Source organism: Nocardia arthritidis (genome assembly GCF_011801145.1).
Taxonomy (GTDB): Bacteria; Actinomycetota; Actinomycetes; order Mycobacteriales; family Mycobacteriaceae; genus Nocardia; species Nocardia arthritidis_A.
The window spans coordinates 2,651,883-2,669,158 of the sequence record NZ_CP046172.1 but is presented as its reverse complement, the minus strand read 5'-3'; the positions used below and the strand labels follow the sequence as shown (position 1 = coordinate 2,669,158).

The window sequence follows — 17,276 nt, the reverse complement described above, 5'->3', positions numbered from 1 at the left end:
TGAGCGGACCGACCGATTCAGGGGTGCACCATGACGATCGAGACCAGTCGCGCCGACATCGCCCGGTTCAAGGCCCAGGTGCAAAGCGGCGGTGTGCAATTCGATCCGGCCGCGGCGCGACGGTGTGCGCAGATGTACGACAACCAGGCCGAACAGCTGCACTACCTGCGCCAGCGGCTCGAATCCGTCTCGGATCTCACAGGTTTCGGCGGCTTTGTCTCAGCGCAGCAGCTCCAGGCCGGTTTCGGGCACAAGGCGCGCGATGCCGCCGCGCTGCTCGACCGGTATATCGAGGCCGCGTACCGGATGAAGGAGGCCTTCCTGCTCAGCGCCGGGCTGTACGAGGAGGCCGACGCCGCCAATGCCGCCGCATTGCGCGCCGTGCAGTCGAGGTTGCCCCGATGAATGCGGAGCCGGGCGCCCATAGGCCCTGCGTCGAAATCCGGCCGGATGTATCCGTGCTCCAGCTCGTCTCCTGGCAAGGACGAGCCGATACCGGATTCGTAGCGGCAACACAGCCAGGCGGCGGGCTGGACCGCGCAGCCGCCGAATGGGACTCCCGCACAAGGCTTATCCGCCGTGGGGTGCGGTCATGACCGGAACGGACCCCACCTATATCAGCTCGATGGAACACTTCGAATCGCTGACGCACGAGGAGATCTACGCCAAGGCCCAGCAGATCGACGCTGCGGAAATCCTGAAGGCCGCGGCCGCCTGGTTGGAGGTCGCGGGCACGCTCGCCACCGCATTCCCGCTCACCCGCGGCGGCGCCGACCGAGTGATGAACGCGACCGGCTGGCAGGGTGCCGCCGCGGACGCCGCATACACGAGCACCCGCAGCTTCGCCGCCTCAGTCGACGAACTCACCGCGGTGCTCGGCCAGGTCGGCGCGCGCCTCGGTGCGGTCGCCGCGGCCGCCGAGGCGGTGAAGATCGCCGTTGCGCCGCCGGGCAATACGGGTCCGATCGGCGCGATAGCGCAACTGCTGGAGGCCGCACACGTCATCGATGCGCAGATGGCACAGGAGACGCTGCGGCAAGAGGCCGTGCTCGCCATGAACATGATCTACAAACCGGCCTACAGCCTCGCGGGCACCGGCGTCCCCGCCCTGCCCGCCCCGCCCAATGGCCCCGACACCGCCCCGGCCCAGCCCCAGCCCAGAACCCAACCGCAGCAAACCGAACCCGCACCACCGCAACGGGATCAGCAACCACAGCGTCCGCAACAGGGCCCACCCCCGCCGGAAACCCAAACGCCCCAGCCCGTCCCAGAGCAGGCCACCCCGCACCCCAAAGACCAGGCCCCCCAACCGGTTCCACCAACGGCCCCCTCCACCGAGTCCCCCCAACCACCCCCAACCCAACAGCCAACGCCGCCAACCCAATCGGCGCCGTCGACACAACAACCGGCCCCGCCGACCGACCAACCGGCACCAACGCAGCAGCCAGCACCACCGACTCAACAGCCAGCGCCATCAACCGAACAACCGGCACCACCACAGCAGCCCGCACCAACTCAACAACCCGCACCACCAACCGAACAACCGGCACCACCACCACAGCAACCAACCCAACAGCCAGCGCCGCCACCACAACCGGCCCCGGTCCCACCCAGCCAACCGCCGACCCAACCGAGCCAACCCGGCGTCATCCCACCCCCGAGCCAACCAGCCCCACTCCCCGACCCCGGCGGACAACCCGGCATAACCGGCCCCATCCCAGCCGTCGACCGAAGCACCCCCCGCGGCGACACCGACCAACCCGGCGTCATCCCGAGCTAACCGCAAACCACCTCGCATACGAATGACGTTCGCGGGCACCACTGTTCGCATCGCGGCTCGGAGGAATCGGTGCGATGAACAGTTGGTTGCGCCGCTACGACGACGTAATCGCCCCAGATAGGCGCGTGGTGCGTTGGCATGGGGCGGTAGCGGTCCGACACCACGCGAGCCCCACACCCCGTTCGCAACTGCCACACCCCGTCCACGAAAACCAGCGGCGTGTCGCGCGGCGCGTCTTCCGACAAGGGGTGCGGCAGCTCAGATTTAAACCGCCGCACCACATGCAACGCACCACACGCCTACCGGGGGCGATCAAGTCGTCGTAGCGGCGCGACTACCTACCTGGCGCACCGAAACTCCGATTCCGGCATAGCAATTGGCTTCCCGCACACGCCATGGCCAGCGCGAGCGCCGAATGCTGGGTGGGAATCACGAGTTTCGGCTCGGCAGGCCTGGCGGGCGCACCGCTACGACGACTCGACCGAAGTTGCTACGTGGTCGGCGTTCCGGATTCCGCCCCAGTTGGGAGGGATCGGCGCGCTGAGTTGGCGGTCGCGCCGCTACGACGACGTAATCGCCCCAGGTAGGCGCGTGGTGCGTTGGTACTCGGCGGTAGCGTTCACACCGCGCGAGCCCTACACTCCGCGCACGTTGCCGCTGCCGCACCCCGTTCGCAACTGCCACACCCCGTCCACGAAAACCAGCGGCGTGTCGCGCGGCGCGTCTTTCGACAAGGGGTGCGGCGGCACAGTTTTAGCTTTGGATACGTAGATAACTGGCGTGGGTGTGCCGCGCGAGAAACTGGGGGCTAAGCGGGAACAGAGGCAGCCGGACTGGGAAACCGCCGCACCACATACCAACGCACCAAGCGCCTACCTGGGGCGATTACGTCGTCGTAGCGGCGCGACCACCCACCTGACGCACCGACACCTTCGCGAACCGAGACCGGCCCGCGTTCAGACCTTGACGAGGTCGTCGGCGTGGATTACCGCGCGGCGCATGTTTTCCGGGAGTTGGGTGGTCGAGCGGCCGAGCATGCCTTCCAGTTCGGTGCTGTCGTATTCGACGACGCCGCGGGCGACGATGCGATCGTCGGGGGCGATCAGGTCGACGACGTCGCCGCCGGAGAATTTGCCGCGCAGGCCGATGATGCCCGCGGCGAGCAGGGAGCGGCGGCAGCCTGCGACGGCCCGCACCGCGCCGTCGTCGATGAGCAGCGCGCCGCGGCTGTCGGCGGCGTGGCGCACCCAGAATTTGCGGGCGGACATGCGGGTGGGTCGCGCCGCGAACGCGGTGCCGACGGTGCCGGTGGTGAGCGCGGTCGCGGCCGCGGTGGCGGCGGCGAGCAGTACCGGGACGCCCGCGTCGGCGGCCAGCCGGGCGGCGGACAATTTGGATGCCATGCCGCCGGTGCCGAGCGCGCCGCCGTTGCCCGCGATCACGCCGTCCAGGTCGGCGGTGCCGCGCACCTCCGGAATGAAGTTGGCGGCGCCTTTGCGCGGATCGCCGTCGTAGAGGCCATCGACATCGGACAGCAGCACCAGCGCGTCGGCGCCGACCAAGTGCGCGACGAGGGCGGCCAGCCGGTCGTTATCGCCGAATCGGATCTCTTCCGTTGCGACGGTGTCGTTTTCGTTCACCACGGCGACGGCGCCGAGCGAGCGGAGCCGGTCCAGGGTGCGCTGGGCGTTGCGGTGGTGTTCCCGGCGGGCGAAGTCGCCCGCGCTCAGCAGCACCTGTCCGACGGTGCGGCCGTAGCGGCCGAACGAGGTGCCCCAGGCATGGGCGAGGGCCAACTGCCCGACGCTGGCCGCCGCCTGTTTGGTGGCCAGATCCTTTGGGCGGCTGGATAATCCGAGCGGCGCGATCCCGGCGCCGATGGCACCGGACGAGACGACGACCACATCGGATCCGGCGCGCATCCGCGCCTCGACGGCATCGGCGAGCCGATCGAGCCGGTCGGTGTCCAGCCCACCCTTCAGGCTGGTCAACGCGGACGAGCCGATCTTCACCACCACGCTGCGCGCCGAGGCGATCGCCTGCCGCGCTTCACTCAGCGAATCCGCCTCGGCCCCAACCACATTCGCCCGCATCGCCACCGAACTCCCTACACCGCAGCGGAATCTGTCTCGTCGCCGGAGATATCCCGGCCGAACCCTCCTGCGACGCCGCCACCGGGCGCGTCGAAGTAACCATTTCCGCGCCCACCATTTAGTAGGCCCCGCGCAACAGCCCCTGCCGAATCCTCCAGCACATCACCAGAACTCGACGAACCAGCAAGCGGCGCACCCGTCACGAACTCCGCACGCCAACCTTCCGGCGACCCACCGAACCGGCGACCAGCCTGCGCCGCAGCGGCAACCGAATCCTCCAGCACATCACCAAAACTCGACGAACCAGCAAGCGGCGCACCCGTCACGAACTCCGCACGCCAACCTTCCAGCGACCCACCGAACCGTCGATCGGCCTGCGCCCCGGCGGCGGCCGACTCATCGCCGAACGCCCCCCGCCGGACCCCGCGCGAATCCGATACCTGGGGATCCATCGCATGGGAGGTATCCACCGCATCCGCATCCATGCCTGAAATGAACTTGGCGCGCGAAAGGCCCGACGATCCGACTCGCCGAATAGACTGCGCCACAATGGAATCCGTCTGACGCACAACCCAACCCGAGCTCAGCCGTTCGGCAAACCGCGAGTCCACCGCGCGAGCATCCCGGTCGAACCGGCGCACGGAGCGACCACGGGTCGACTCCAGCACCGCCCGCACGGGCGCGGCGACATGGTCGCGCAGCACCCAGCCGCTGGCCAGCCGACGGCTCCGCAGCTCCTCCGAAAGCCCTTGCGCACCAATGGTTCCCGGCGTCCAGCCCGCCACTGCTATTCCTCCTCGTCGACCAGCCCGCGCCGCACCCGCGACGCGTGTTTGCGTTCGGCCGCGCTGGTCCGGTTGCTCTGCTCGAGACGGACGTCGGTTCCGCGACCGGTGGGCACCATATCGATACCGGCCGAGATCTGCGGCTCCCATTCGAAGGTGACGTCGCCGATGGTGACCGGTGCGCCGGGCTCGGCGCCCATCTTCACCAGTTGATCCTCGACGCCGAGGCGGGCCAGCCGGTCGGCGAGGTAGCCGACGGCTTCGTCGTTGTCGAACTGGGTCTGGCGCACCCAGCGCTCGGGGCGCACGCCGCGCACGATGAACCCGCCCGGCTCCTCGGGGTCGGTGAGCACCGTGAAACCGGTCTCGTCCACCGCGATCGGCCGGATCACCGGACGCTTCGGCGCCGCCTTCGGATGTTCCTCGCGATACCGGCGCACCAGATCCGCGAGCGCGAAGGTCAAGGGCCGCAGGCCGGCCCGGCTCACGGCGGAGATTTGGAAGACCGGCCAGCCGCGCTCGGCGAACTCGGGGGCAACCATTTCCGCGAGTTCTTCGGCGTCGGGCACATCGGTCTTGTTCAGGATCACCACGCGCGGCCGATCGGCCAGGTCGCCGAGACCGGCATCGGCGTTCAGCGCGGGCTTGTACGCGGCGAGTTCGGCCTCCAGCGCGTCGACGTCGGACACCGGATCCCGGCCGGGTTCCAGCGTCGCGCAGTCGACGACGTGTGCGAGCACCGCGCAGCGTTCCAGATGTCGCAGGAAGTCCAGCCCCAGCCCGCGACCTGCGCTGGCGCCGGGGATGAGCCCGGGCACGTCGGCAATGGTGAAGGTGGTGTCACCACTGGCCACGACGCCGAGATTCGGCACCAGCGTGGTGAACGGATAGTCCGCGATCTTCGGCTTGGCCGCCGACAGCACCGAAACCAGCGACGACTTGCCCGCCGACGGGAACCCGACCAGGCCGACGTCGGCCACCGACTTCAGCTCCAGGACGAGATCGAGCTCCTCGCCCTCCTCGCCGAGCAGCGCGAACCCGGGCGCTTTACGCGCCTTCGAGGCCAGTGCCGCGTTGCCGAGCCCGCCGCGGCCGCCCTTGGCCACGATGAACCGGTTGCCCGCACCGATCAGATCGACGAGCACTTCACCGTCGGTACTCAGCACGACCGTGCCGTCCGGCACCTTCAGCAGCAGGTCGGCGCCCATCTTGCCGTCGCGGTTGCCGCCCTCGCCGGGTTTGCCGTTGCCTGCCTTGGCGTGCGGGTGGAAGTGGAAGTCCAGCAGGGTGTGCACATTCGGGTCGACCTCGAGGATCACATCCCCGCCGTTTCCGCCGTTACCGCCGTCGGGCCCGCCGAGCGGCTTGAACTTCTCCCGATGCACCGAGGCGCATCCGTGGCCGCCCTTTCCGGCGCGCACGTGAAGCACGACACGGTCGATGAACTTGGACATACGCCGAATCATCCTCCTTCCGAGGTGGTCGTACTTCAGGGCTTGTTATCTGCACAAAGAAAGCGGGCCAGGGGTTTCGCACCCTGACCCGCTCTAAGTCTTACGGAGTGGCTTCTGCGGTCAGGCCTCGACCGGCTCCGGGACGACGATGTTGACGGTCTTGCGGCCCCGCTTGGAACCGAACTCGACCGCGCCCGCCTCGAGGGCGAACAGGGTGTCGTCGCCGCCGCGGCCGACGTTCACGCCGGGGTGGAAGTGGGTGCCGCGCTGGCGAACCAGGATTTCGCCCGCCTTGACGACCTGGCCACCGAACCGCTTGACGCCGAGTCGCTGGGCGTTGGAGTCGCGACCGTTCCGGGAGCTGGATGCACCCTTCTTATGTGCCATTGCTCGAGTCTCCTCGTACTTTCGAAGTCGCTTACTTGATGCCGGTGACCTTCAGGACCGTCAGCTTCTGACGGTGTCCCTGACGCTTGTGGTAGCCGGTCTTGTTCTTGAACTTGTGGATGCGGATCTTCGGACCCTTGGTCTGGTCGACGATCTCGGCCGACACCGAAACCTTGGCCAGCTTGTCCGCATCGGTGGTCAGCTGGGCGCCGTCGACCACCAGCACCGGGGACAGCGCCACCGCGGTGCCCGGCTCACCCTCGATCTTCTCGACCTTCACCAGGTCACCGACCGCGACCTTGTACTGCTTTCCGCCGGTCTTGACGATCGCGTACGTTGCCATCGGTCGGCTGCCCTTCTTCCTCTAAGTAGTGCTAGGCACTTGCTGGCGACGGACATTTCCGGCCGGATCATTCCACCGGAAACCGCCGCACGACTGGTCTGGTAATTTACCGCCGCCTCGGCATCTGGTGGCTCTCGGGATCGAGCGAATTCGAGAACCGGGCCACGAAGACAGAACATGCTGTCACCGGGCAGCGACTGTCCAAGATTACAGGACGGGCACCGTCGCGACAAAACCGGGGTGCCGCGCTCGGGCCGGAAAGCTACCTCGACACACCTGCCGGAACCGGTGCCGCAAATGCGGGTGGTCCCCACCGCTGACCGCGATGGGGACCACCCGAGCTGTTTCCGGCCGAGGATCTAGCTGCCTGCCTCCGGCGCGCCGGCCGGACGCCCGACGGCTCGCCGCCGCGGCCGACCGCGGTGCGGCAACTCGACCGGCTCCGGGTCGGAGTAGTCGATCACCGCGGCGGGTGGCTGATCGGCGGACAACACGAATACGGCACTCGCGCTGTCGGCCGCGGGCGCGGCGGCCGACCGGGCGACCCGGCGCCTGCGCGCCGGGCGGGCCGTGCCGTTGCGTTCGGCGGCCGGAACCGCTTCAGCGGCAGCCGGTTTCGCTTCCTCGTCAGCGGCGGGCGACACCTCGGCCGTCACCGCTTCCGCCGCGGCCTCGGCGGCGACCTGAGCGGCCACCGCGGCCGTGGCGACAGCCGAATCCGCCTCGGCGGCAACCGTTTCCGCCGCAACCGCGGACGACTCCGCAGCGGCGGCCGCCGATTCGGCCTCGGCTGCCGCGGACGCCGCGTCCACGCCTTCGGCGACGGCCGAAACCGCCTCTGCCGCAGCGATTTCCGCGGTCACCGCGGCGGCGCCCGCCTCGCTCGCATGCTGTGCGGCCGACTCCGCCTCATGGACGGCGGCCTCCTCGGCCAGATGGGCCGCCATCGCCAATGCCACCGGATGCGCCCGCTTGACCGCCGCATCCTCCTCGGATGCCTCGTGCACAGGCTCGACGACCACCGGCGGCGCGGCCGGGGCGGTCTTGTCCCGGCCCCGGCGCCTGCGCGAACCGGACTCCTTGGTGCGAACCACGCTGTCCTCGGCCGCCGACGGCTCCACCGGATAGGTGTGCACGATGATGCCGCGACCGTGGCAGTGCTCACAGGTGGAGGAGAACGCCTCGACCAACCCGGTGCCCAGCTTCTTACGGGTCATCTGCACCAGGCCGAGGGAGGTCACCTCGGACACCTGATGCCGGGTGCGGTCGCGACCGAGTGCCTCGGTCAATCTGCGCAGCACCAGATCCCGGTTGGATTCCAACACCATATCGATGAAGTCGACGACGATCATGCCGCCGATATCGCGCAACCGCATCTGGCGCACGATCTCCTCGGCCGCCTCCAGGTTGTTCCTGGTGACCGTCTCTTCGAGGTTGCTGCCGCCCGAACCGGTGAACTTGCCGGTGTTCACGTCGATCACCGTCATGGCCTCGGTGCGGTCGATCACCAGGGTGCCGCCCGACGGCAGCCACACCTTGCGATCCAGCGCCTTGGCCAGCTGTTCGTCGATGCGGTAGGTCTCGAAGACGTCGATACCGCTGTTCTCGTGCCGGGACACCCTGGCCAGCAGGTCCGGCGCGACGGTGCGGATGTAGTTCTCCACCGTGCTCCAGGCCCGCTCACCCTCGATGACCAGCCGGGAGAAGTCCTCGTTGAACAGGTCGCGAATCACCTTGACCAGCAGGTCCGGCTCTTCGTACAGCGTCTTCGGGCCGCCGGAATCCTTACCCTCCGCGGCCTTTTCGATGGTGCGCCAGGTGGCCTGCAGCCGCTCGACGTCGCGGGCCAGCTCGGCCTCGCTGACACCTTCGGAGGCGGTGCGGATGATCACGCCCGCGTCGGCGGGGACGATATCGCGCAGGATCTCCTTGAGCCGCTTGCGCTCGGTGTCCGGCAGTTTGCGGCTGATACCGGTCGAGGTGCCGCCCGGCACATAGACCAGGAAGCGGCCCGCGAGGCTGATCTGGGTGGTGAGCCGGGCGCCCTTGTGGCCGACCGGATCCTTCGACACCTGCACGAGCACCTGATCGCCCGGCTTGAGCGCCTGCTCGATCTTGCGCTCCTTACCGCCGAGCCCGGCGGCCTCCCAGTTCACCTCGCCCGCGTACAGCACGCCGTTGCGGCCACGGCCGATATCGACGAACGCGGCCTCCATGCTCGGCAGCACGTTCTGCACCTTGCCCAGGTACACGTTGCCGACCATGGACGCGGAACCGGTATTGGTGACGAAGTGCTCGACCAGCACGTTGTCTTCCATCACCGCGACCTGGGTGGTCGTCGGATGATCGTGCCCGTTCGCCCCGGGGAACGACTTCTCGCGCACCACCATCACCCGGTCGACCGCCTCGCGGCGGGCCAGGAATTCCGATTCGGTCAGGATCGGCGGGCGGCGGCGACCGGCCTCCCTGCCGTCGCGCCTGCGCTGACGCTTGGCCTCCAACCGGGTGGAGCCGGTGATGCCCTGCACCTCGTCGGACGCGGCGCGGGCACGGCTCTTGTTGCGCGGTTCGCGCTCGTGCACAACGGTATTCGGCGGATCGTCGTCGGCGGGCTCGGCCTCGCCCGATTCGCCGGCCACCTTGCGACGGCGACGACGGCGGCGACGGCGGCTCGCACCCTCCGGCACGGCCTCCTCGTCGGCATCCCCGTCATCGGTGGATTCGGCGGATTCGTTCGACTCGTCGGCGGATTCCTCGCCGGCCCGCTCCGGCTCCTGCCATTCGGGGGCGGTGTCGGAATCGGTGTCCTGCTCGTCGCTTTCGGCGTGCTGCTCACCCCTGCCACGGCCACGGCCACGGCGACCCCGCCTGCGACGGCGCGGCTGATCGTCGGCATCGCCGGACTGCTCGGCGGTATCCGATTCCTCATCGGCGGTGGTGGTATCGGGCTCTTCCTCGACCACCTCGGCGACGGGCTCCTCCGCCCGGCGGGCCTCCCGCGCGGCGCGACGCTGTTTGCGCGCGGCCTCCGCGGCGGCGGCGTCCGGCGGTAGGAACAACGGCACGTGCACCGCGGCGGATTCGAAGACGACCGGCGCGGAGACGTGCGGATCCTCCTGCACCGGGCTGGTGAACAGCTGCATCCGCTGCGGCTGCGACGGTTCGGCCTGCGCCTCGGTGGTTTCGGTCACCTCGACGACGGGTTCGGCGACGGGTTCCGTGGGCTGCTCGGCGGTCTGATTCGAATCGGTGGTCTGCTCGGGGACCGGGTCAGGAGCGGCCTCGACCGCTCTCGGCCCGAAGGCGTCGACCACCGATTCGGCGACCGCACGGTCCACATTCGATTGCGCGCTACGCGCGTCGGCACCCATTTCGCTCAGCTTGGCCAGGATGCGCTTGCTCGTTACACCAAGCAGCTTGGCCAGTGCATGAACTCGGATTCGCTCCGGCAATTGTTCGGCATCCTGTTTTGTTGTGTCCAGCGGCTCTTGATCGGCCACGAAGTCTCCTCGGGCCCCGGGCGCGTCCCTCCCGGTACGGAGTGACGCGGCCAGCGCGGGGGCGCTGCTTATTCGACTCACGCCCATTGGCGCGAGGTCAAGTGGTCTCGCCCCGCGTGCCCGGTTATCTCCATTATCTTCGTCGTCGGGCTAACTGGTCACGCGGCGCCTGGCTGTTGGCTGAACTCCGCGAGGCGAGCGTTCATCCAGCGTGCCGACGCGAACTGCGGGCCCGAGGTAACGGGCCGCTCGTCCGTGGCAGCGATGATCGGCATCGAACCGCGGTGTCATCCGGCTGCCACGTCACCGACAACTCGCGTACCTGCGCGAACAGTCGGCATCGAAAGCAACCAGTGCCAGTATCCCACACCGTGCGCCGAGGCTTTGCCACTGGCGCGCGACTCCGGTAGGTCCGTTCGGACGAGTCGCGCGCCACATGGGCTCGGGCGCGCCTGGTGCGCGCAGCGTCGGCGGTGGGGAAACTACGCGGGGAACTCCGGGAACCACAGCGCGATCTCGCGCTTGGCCGAATCCGCCGAGTCGGAGCCGTGTACCAGGTTGAACTGGGTTTCCAGGGCGAAATCACCGCGAATGCTGCCGGGCACGGCCTTCTCCACCGGATCGGTGCCGCCGGCGATCTGCCGGAACGCGGCGATGGCACGCGGGCCCTCGAGGATGGCCGCGACGACCGGGCCGGAGGTGATGAATTCGATCAGGGATCCGAAGAACGGCTTCTCGGCATGCTCGGCGTAGTGTTCGCCGGCCAGTTTCTCGGATACGTTCTTCAGCTCCAGGGCCGCGATCTTCAGGCCCTTGCGCTCGATCCGGGTGAGCACCTCGCCGACGAGGCCACGGGCCACACCGTCCGGCTTGATGAGTACCAACGTCTGCTCTGTCACGGCGCTCAGCCTAATGGGCGCTGCCGGCGAAGCCGTCCTCAGCCTGCGCATGGCCGGAGCGAAGGCGGAGGTACGCCTAATATGCGCTGTCGGCGTAGCCGTCCTCAGACCGCACCGGCCCGAACTCCTTCGTCTGACCAGCGCTCACCGCGGATACCGACCGTCGGCGGGACCTGCCGGTTTCTGTGTCAGAGCATGCGTCGGGACGTCAGCGGGCGTTCGACCGCAGGCCGTACTCGATGGCGGTGGCATCGGTGTGCGCCGTGCCGCCGGACTTCGCCGAGCCGTACTCGATCGCCGTCGCATCGGACCTGGCCGATGTGCCGTGGGTCCCCGCCTGCACGTGGATCACCCCGTTGTCGGCTGCGGCCGATCCTGCGGTAATCGCGATACCCGCGGCGATCGCCCCCGCGAAGACAGCGCCCGCGATGATTCGCTTCATGGTTCCTCCCATGCCTCGATACCCGCATCGAACACCGGGTACCCAGTGAAAAGGCTACGCGCGCAGGAGAACTCGCTGGTAGAACGCTTGTCGGCGAACGATCCGACCGGAGTACCCGGTCGCCGACGGATCGAAACGCGGGGCCCGTGACCCTCGGATACGACGATGCCCCGGCTCACCGCGGAGCCGGGGCATCATCGTCTGCTCGGCGGCTACACCCATCCCGTTGACCGCATGGAGCAGCAGGCACCACTCCGGAGCGGCGGTCGCGCATCGTCCCAGTCGGCGCGCGACCGCCGGATCACTCGACGCGAGCGCGTCGGCACCCCTGTCGCGACAGCGCCCGAGCAGTGATCTCAGTACTCCGTTGCGGAGGCGTCGGTATGGGCCCAAGTGCCGGATGTCGAATCGGTGTGTGCCCAAGTGCCGGACGTCGAGTCAGGCCCCATCAGCAGCAATCCGTACTCGGCACTGGCCTGCGCGGCGCCGACCGCGATGCCGACGGCGAGCGCCCCCGCTACGACCACACCCGCGAATACGCGCTTCATCACTATCTTTCCTCCCGTTCGAACATCCGTCGCAATCACGGATGTCGAGCGAAAGACTATGGGCGCGGACGGTATCCGCGGCAGACCGAAATTGGCCTGCCCCGATATCTCGGGGCGGGAGGCGTTTTCAGGACGAGCGCTGGATGCGCTGGCTGGGCAGCAGACCCTGCTCCATGCGCTTCTTCACATCCGAGCGCAGGACCAGGATGAAGGCCCAGACCGCGGCGAACAGCACGCCGATCACGCCGATCGACAGGTGGATGAACAGCCCGAGGATGACCAGCACCTGGAGCCCGAGGTTGAACGGCACCGCCCAGGAGCGTCGTTGCAGTCCCGCGCCGACGATCATCAGTAAGGCCAGCACCACCAGATAGCTGCCGGAGAACCAGCCGATGCCGCCGCCGACCGTGCCGACCACCGGCAGTGCGAGCAGCACGACGATCGCCTCCAGGACGAGGGTGCCCGCCATGACGCCGCGCAGCCCCTTCCACGGATCGGGGGCGGGCGGTGGCGTCTGATCCGGCTCGGCGTCGGTCATGTCGCGTCCTTTCCGATGCTGCCTCCGGCCGCACCGATCATGCTGCGTCCATCCCGGCACGATCGGCATGGCCCACGTGGTTACGAGAGGCACCGATCATGCCGGATCTTTCCCGAACAGCGCGCGCGCCGCACCCGCCGTCACCACCGAGCCGGTGACGACAACGCCTGCGCCGGAGATCATTTCGTCGCCGTCGCCCGATTCCTCGGCGAGCGCGATCGCCGATTCCAGCGCGTCGGGCAAAGTAGCCGCGGTGATCACCCGCTCGTCGCCGAAGCGCTGCACCGCCAGATCGGCGAGCGTGTCGACGTCCATGGCGCGCGGGGAACCGTTTGTGGTGACGACGATTTCGTCGAATACCGGCTCCAGCGCGGCCAGGATGCCCGCCGCATCCTTGTCGCCGAGCACCGCGACGACGCCGACCAGCTTGCGGAAGTCGAATTCCGCGGTGAGCGTCGCCGCCAGCGCCTTCGCGCCGTCCGGATTATGTGCGGCGTCGATGAAAATCGTTGGCGCGCTGCGCATCCGCTCCATCCGGCCGGGGCTGGCCACCGTCGCGAATCCGGCGCGCACCGCGTCGATGTCGAGCTGACGCTGCGCACCGGCCCCGAAGAACGCCTCGACCGCGGCCAGCGCGAGCACCGCGTTGCGGGCCTGGTGTTCCCCGTGCAGCGGCAGGAAGATCTCGTCGTAAACCCCGCCGAGACCCTGCAATTGGAGCTGCTGTCCGCCGATGGCGATCTGGCGGGCCAGCACTCGGAATTCCGAACCCTCGCGGGCGACGGCGGCATCGACCTCGACGGCGCGGCGCAGCAGCACCTCCATCGCCTCGGGTTCCTGTTCGGCGATAATCGCGACGGTGTCGCGCGGCACCAGACTCTCCGGGGCGCGCTTGATGATGCCCGCCTTCTCCCCCGCGATGGATGCGAGGTCCGGGCCGAGGTAATCCATGTGGTCCAGGCCGATCGGGGTGATCACCGCGACCTGTCCATCGATGACGTTGGTGGCGTCCCAGGTGCCGCCCATTCCGGTCTCTACCACCGCGACGTCGACCGGCGCCTCGGCGAAGGCCGCGTACGCCATGCCGGTGAGCACCTCGAATTTGCTCATGGCCGGGCCGCCCGCGGCCGCCGACTGCTTATCGATCATCTCGACGTACGGCAGCAGCTCGCGATATATCTCGACATACTTCGCCGGGCTGATCGGCGCGTTATCGATGCTGATCCGCTCGGTGGCCAGCTGCAGATGCGGGCTGGTGATCCGGCCGGTGCGCCGGTGCAGCGCGGTGAGCAGGGCGTCGATCATCCTCGTCACCGAGGTTTTGCCGTTGGTGCCCGCGACGTGGATGGCCGGATAGCTCTGCTGCGGCGAGCCGAGCAGATCCATCAGCGTCGCGATGCGGGTGAGCGACGGCTCGATCTTGGTTTCCGGCCAGCGCTGATCGAGTTCGGCCTCCACCAGCGCCATTTCGGCCAGGTCCACCGGGGACGGCCCGGTGCCGAGGCGGGCCGCCGCGCCGTGCTGCGGTTCCGGTTCGTCGTTCACTTGCCGCTCAGCTCCGCCAGTCGCGCGGTGATCCGGTCGACCTCGGCGGCGGCGACCTCGCGACGAGCCTTGATCTTGTCGACCACCTGCTCGGGCGCCTTGGCCAGGAAGGCCTCGTTGCCGAGTTTGGCGACGGCGCCCGCCAACTCCTTCTGCGCGGCCGCGAGATCCTTTTCCAGGCGGCGGCGTTCGGCATCCAGGTCCACCGTGCCGGAGGTGTCGATCTCGACGGTCACCGTCGCGGTGCTCAGCCGCACCTCGAGTGAGGCGGTCGCCGCGAAGCCAGCCTCCGGATCGGTGAGCCGAGCCAGGTTCGTCACCGACTCGTGCAGGCCGCCGAGATCGGCGTCGGCGAGGCCGATGAGTTTGGCCGCCACCTTCTGCTTCTCGGCGAGGCCCTGATCGCTGCGGAATCGGCGGATCTCCGTGATCAACCGCTGCACATCCGAAATACGCTGCGCGGCAACCTCGTCCGGTGCGGCGCCGGTGGCCTGCGGCCACGGTGCGACTACCACCGATTCGCCGCCGGTGAGCGCCTGCCACAGCGTCTCGGTGACGAACGGGATCACCGGATGCAGCAGCCGCAGCACCGTCTCCAACACGGTGCCGAGCACGACCCGGGTCGCCTCGACGCGCGAATCATCCTGGGCGAACTGGACTTTCGCCAATTCCAGGTACCAGTCGCACAATTCGTCCCAGAAGAAGTGGTACAGCGACTCGCAGGCCTTGCCGAATTCGTAACCGTCCAGGGCCGAATCCACCTCGGCGCGAACCGCTTCCAGCCGGTCGATGATCCAGCGGTCGGCATCGGTGAGCTGCGCGCGGTCCGGCAGGTCACCGGGGCGGGCGCCGTTCATCAGCGCGAGTTTGGCGGCGTTGAACACCTTGGTGATGAAGCTGCGCGAGGCCAGCGCGTGCGGTTCGCCCACCGAGAGGTCGCTACCCGGCTGCGCGCCGCGGGCCAGCGTGAAACGCACGACGTCGGCGCCGTATTCGTTGATCCACTCCAGCGGATCGATGCCGTTGCCGCGCGACTTGGACATCTTCTTGCCGTGCTGGTCGCGGATGAGGCCGTGCAGGAACACATCTTTGAACGGCACCTGGTACGCGCCGCCCTTACCCGAGGTGAGCACCGGATCGTTCGCCACAAACGTGCCGAACATCATCATCCGGGCCACCCAGAAGAACAGGATGTCGTACCCGGTGACGAGAACGCTTGTGGGATAGAACTTTTCGAGTTCCGCGGTGGCGTCCGGCCAACCCATGGTGGAGAACGGCCAGAGCCCGGAGGAGAACCAGGTGTCGAGCACGTCCGGATCCTGGATGTACCCCTCCGGCGCCTGCTCGTCCGGGCCGACGCAGACGACCTCGCCCTCCGGGCCGTACCAAATCGGAATGCGGTGGCCCCACCACAGCTGGCGCGAGATACACCAGTCGTGCATGTTGTCCACCCAGTCGAACCAGCGCGGCTCCGAGCTGGCCGGGTGAATCACGGTGTCGCCGTTGCGAACCGCGTCGCCCGCGGCCTTGGCCAGCGATTCCACCTTGACCCACCACTGCATGGACAGCCGCGGCTCGATCGGCTCGCCGGTGCGCTCGGAGTGGCCGACGCTGTGCAGATACGGCCGCTTCTCGGCGACGATGCGACCCTCCGCGGCCAGCCGCTCACGGATGGCGACGCGCGCCTCCATCCGATCCATACCGTCGAATTCGGTTCCGGTGTCTGCGATTCGGCCGCGCTCGTCCATGATCGTCGGCATCGGCAGGTTGTGCCGCATGCCGATCTCGAAGTCGTTCGGATCGTGCGCGGGGGTGATTTTCACCGCGCCGGAACCGAATTCGGGATCGACGTAGTCGTCGGCGACCACCGGGATCTGTCTGCCGGTGATCGGGTGGTACAGGGTGGTGCCGATCAGCGCCCGGTAGCGCGGGTCGTCGGGGTGCACGGCCACCGCGGTATCGCCGAGCATCGTCTCCACCCGCGTGGTGGCCACCACGACGTGCGGTTCGGCGTCGTCGAGCGAGCCATACCGCATCGAGACGAGCTCACCCGGCACCTCCTCGTACTTCACCTCGATATCGGAGATGGCGGTGCGCAGCACCGGCGACCAGTTCACCAGCCGCTCGGCGCGATAGATGAGGCCCGCGTCGTACAGCCGCTTGAAGATGGTCTGCACCGCGCGGGAAAGGCCGTCGTCCAAGGTGAATCGGTCGCGGCTCCAGTCGACGCCGTCGCCGAGCGCGCGCATCTGCCACTGGATCTGGCCGCCGGATTCGCGCTTCCAATCCCAGACCTTCTCGACGAACAGTTCGCGGCCGAAGTCCTCCTTGGTCTTCCCGTCGACGGCGAGCTGCTTCTCGACGACGGTCTGGGTGGAGATGCCCGCGTGGTCCATGCCCGGCAGCCACAGCACCTCGTACCCCTGCATCCGCTTGCGGCGGGTGAGGGTGTCCATCAGCGTGTGGTCGAGGGCGTGGCCGATATGCAGGTTGCCGGTGACGTTCGGCGGCGGCAGCACGATCGAGTACGGCGGCTTGCCGCTGGTGGGGTCCGCGGTGAAATAGCCAGCGTTTACCCAGCGCTCGTACATCGGAGCCTCTACGTCACTGGGGTTCCAGTTCCTCGGGAGGGCATCGGCACGATTACGCGTGTTGTCAGGGGTTGCGCTGGTCACGCGGTGATTCTAGTGGTCACCTCCAAGGCATTTACGCAGACCTCCGTGACCAGCGCATCCAGTCGACTCGTCAGCTGTGGAAGGCGACCGCGCCGATCGTCGGTCACCGTCGGCGAAGATCGACGGGCCGCCGTGGAAAACGCGTCGCGCGGATGTTGCCCGCACGGGCGTCCGCTTCCCGCGCTTGCGACGGGCGGGCCGGTGCGGGAGGCCGATCGCTCAGGGATCGCGAGATCGACTGTGCGGCAAGGGAATGCGATGTGGGCATAAAAGAAGGCGGAGCCTTC

The 17,276-nt window shown here is 68.3% G+C and carries 14 protein-coding genes; 2 read left to right on the top strand and 12 right to left on the bottom strand.

What is annotated here, in order from left to right:
* Positions 1-30 precede the first annotated feature (30 nt).
* Together F5544_RS11795 and F5544_RS11790 are read left to right on the top strand one after the other, a co-directional pair.
* On the top strand, positions 31-405 hold the full coding sequence (locus F5544_RS11795; RefSeq protein ID WP_167473227.1) for a hypothetical protein: 375 nt from the start codon (positions 31-33) through the stop codon (positions 403-405).
* Positions 406-592: 187 nt separating this feature from the next.
* Positions 593-1,780 carry a hypothetical protein gene (locus F5544_RS11790; RefSeq protein WP_167473226.1) on the top strand — a complete coding sequence of 396 codons (1,188 nt, stop codon included), beginning with the start codon at positions 593-595 and terminating at the stop codon, positions 1,778-1,780.
* A 956-nt stretch (positions 1,781-2,736) separates the two neighbouring features.
* Here F5544_RS11790 and proB read toward each other — a convergent pair.
* The 12 genes from proB to F5544_RS11730 form a co-directional block, all read right to left on the bottom strand.
* The gene (proB, locus tag F5544_RS11785; RefSeq protein WP_428847134.1) at positions 2,737-3,873 is read right to left on the bottom strand and encodes a glutamate 5-kinase; all 1,137 of its coding nucleotides are present in this window, start codon (positions 3,871-3,873) and stop codon (positions 2,737-2,739) included.
* Between the two features lie 14 nt (positions 3,874-3,887).
* Positions 3,888-4,577, bottom strand: a complete 690-nt coding sequence (locus tag F5544_RS11780) for a hypothetical protein (RefSeq protein ID WP_167473225.1) — start codon at positions 4,575-4,577, stop codon at positions 3,888-3,890.
* An 83-nt stretch (positions 4,578-4,660) separates the two neighbouring features.
* Complete coding sequence (gene obgE, locus F5544_RS11775; RefSeq protein WP_167473224.1) at positions 4,661-6,112, bottom strand: GTPase ObgE; 1,452 nt, start codon at positions 6,110-6,112, stop codon at positions 4,661-4,663.
* A gap of 120 nt (positions 6,113-6,232) precedes the next feature.
* On the bottom strand, positions 6,233-6,499 hold the full coding sequence (rpmA, locus tag F5544_RS11770) for a 50S ribosomal protein L27 (RefSeq protein ID WP_167473223.1): 267 nt from the start codon (positions 6,497-6,499) through the stop codon (positions 6,233-6,235).
* Positions 6,500-6,530: 31 nt separating this feature from the next.
* The gene (rplU, locus tag F5544_RS11765) at positions 6,531-6,842 is read right to left on the bottom strand and encodes a 50S ribosomal protein L21 (RefSeq protein WP_167473222.1); all 312 of its coding nucleotides are present in this window, start codon (positions 6,840-6,842) and stop codon (positions 6,531-6,533) included.
* Positions 6,843-7,201: 359 nt separating this feature from the next.
* On the bottom strand, positions 7,202-10,342 hold the full coding sequence (locus tag F5544_RS11760) for a translation initiation factor IF-2 N-terminal domain-containing protein (protein ID WP_238847199.1): 3,141 nt from the start codon (positions 10,340-10,342) through the stop codon (positions 7,202-7,204).
* Between the two features lie 482 nt (positions 10,343-10,824).
* Complete coding sequence (gene ndk, locus F5544_RS11755) at positions 10,825-11,241, bottom strand: nucleoside-diphosphate kinase (protein ID WP_167473220.1); 417 nt, start codon at positions 11,239-11,241, stop codon at positions 10,825-10,827.
* A gap of 208 nt (positions 11,242-11,449) precedes the next feature.
* A complete protein-coding gene (locus F5544_RS11750) occupies positions 11,450-11,683 on the bottom strand; it encodes a hypothetical protein (RefSeq protein ID WP_167473219.1) in 234 nt (77 codons plus the stop codon).
* Between the two features lie 356 nt (positions 11,684-12,039).
* Positions 12,040-12,231 carry a hypothetical protein gene (locus F5544_RS11745; protein ID WP_167473218.1) on the bottom strand — a complete coding sequence of 64 codons (192 nt, stop codon included), beginning with the start codon at positions 12,229-12,231 and terminating at the stop codon, positions 12,040-12,042.
* A 127-nt stretch (positions 12,232-12,358) separates the two neighbouring features.
* Positions 12,359-12,769 carry a DUF4233 domain-containing protein gene (locus F5544_RS11740; RefSeq protein WP_167473217.1) on the bottom strand — a complete coding sequence of 137 codons (411 nt, stop codon included), beginning with the start codon at positions 12,767-12,769 and terminating at the stop codon, positions 12,359-12,361.
* 96 nt (positions 12,770-12,865) lie between these two features.
* Complete coding sequence (folC, locus tag F5544_RS11735) at positions 12,866-14,314, bottom strand: bifunctional tetrahydrofolate synthase/dihydrofolate synthase (RefSeq protein WP_174867316.1); 1,449 nt, start codon at positions 14,312-14,314, stop codon at positions 12,866-12,868.
* A complete protein-coding gene (locus F5544_RS11730) occupies positions 14,311-16,989 on the bottom strand; it encodes a valine--tRNA ligase (RefSeq protein ID WP_167473216.1) in 2,679 nt (892 codons plus the stop codon). The genes folC and F5544_RS11730 overlap by 4 nt, the downstream gene beginning before the upstream one ends.
* Positions 16,990-17,276: the final 287 nt, after the last annotated feature.

Coding starts and splice junctions, on each gene's coding strand:
- F5544_RS11790 (WP_167473226.1), top strand. CDS start 593: ATGACCGGAACGGACCCCACCTATATCAGCTCGATGGAACACTTCGAA.
- proB (WP_428847134.1), bottom strand. CDS start 3,873: ATGCGGGCGAATGTGGTTGGGGCCGAGGCGGATTCGCTGAGTGAAGCG.
- rplU (WP_167473222.1), bottom strand. CDS start 6,842: ATGGCAACGTACGCGATCGTCAAGACCGGCGGAAAGCAGTACAAGGTC.
- F5544_RS11740 (WP_167473217.1), bottom strand. CDS start 12,769: ATGACCGACGCCGAGCCGGATCAGACGCCACCGCCCGCCCCCGATCCG.
- rpmA (WP_167473223.1), bottom strand. CDS start 6,499: ATGGCACATAAGAAGGGTGCATCCAGCTCCCGGAACGGTCGCGACTCC.
- F5544_RS11750 (WP_167473219.1), bottom strand. CDS start 11,683: ATGAAGCGAATCATCGCGGGCGCTGTCTTCGCGGGGGCGATCGCCGCG.
- F5544_RS11745 (WP_167473218.1), bottom strand. CDS start 12,231: ATGAAGCGCGTATTCGCGGGTGTGGTCGTAGCGGGGGCGCTCGCCGTC.
- F5544_RS11795 (WP_167473227.1), top strand. CDS start 31: ATGACGATCGAGACCAGTCGCGCCGACATCGCCCGGTTCAAGGCCCAG.
- obgE (WP_167473224.1), bottom strand. CDS start 6,112: ATGTCCAAGTTCATCGACCGTGTCGTGCTTCACGTGCGCGCCGGAAAG.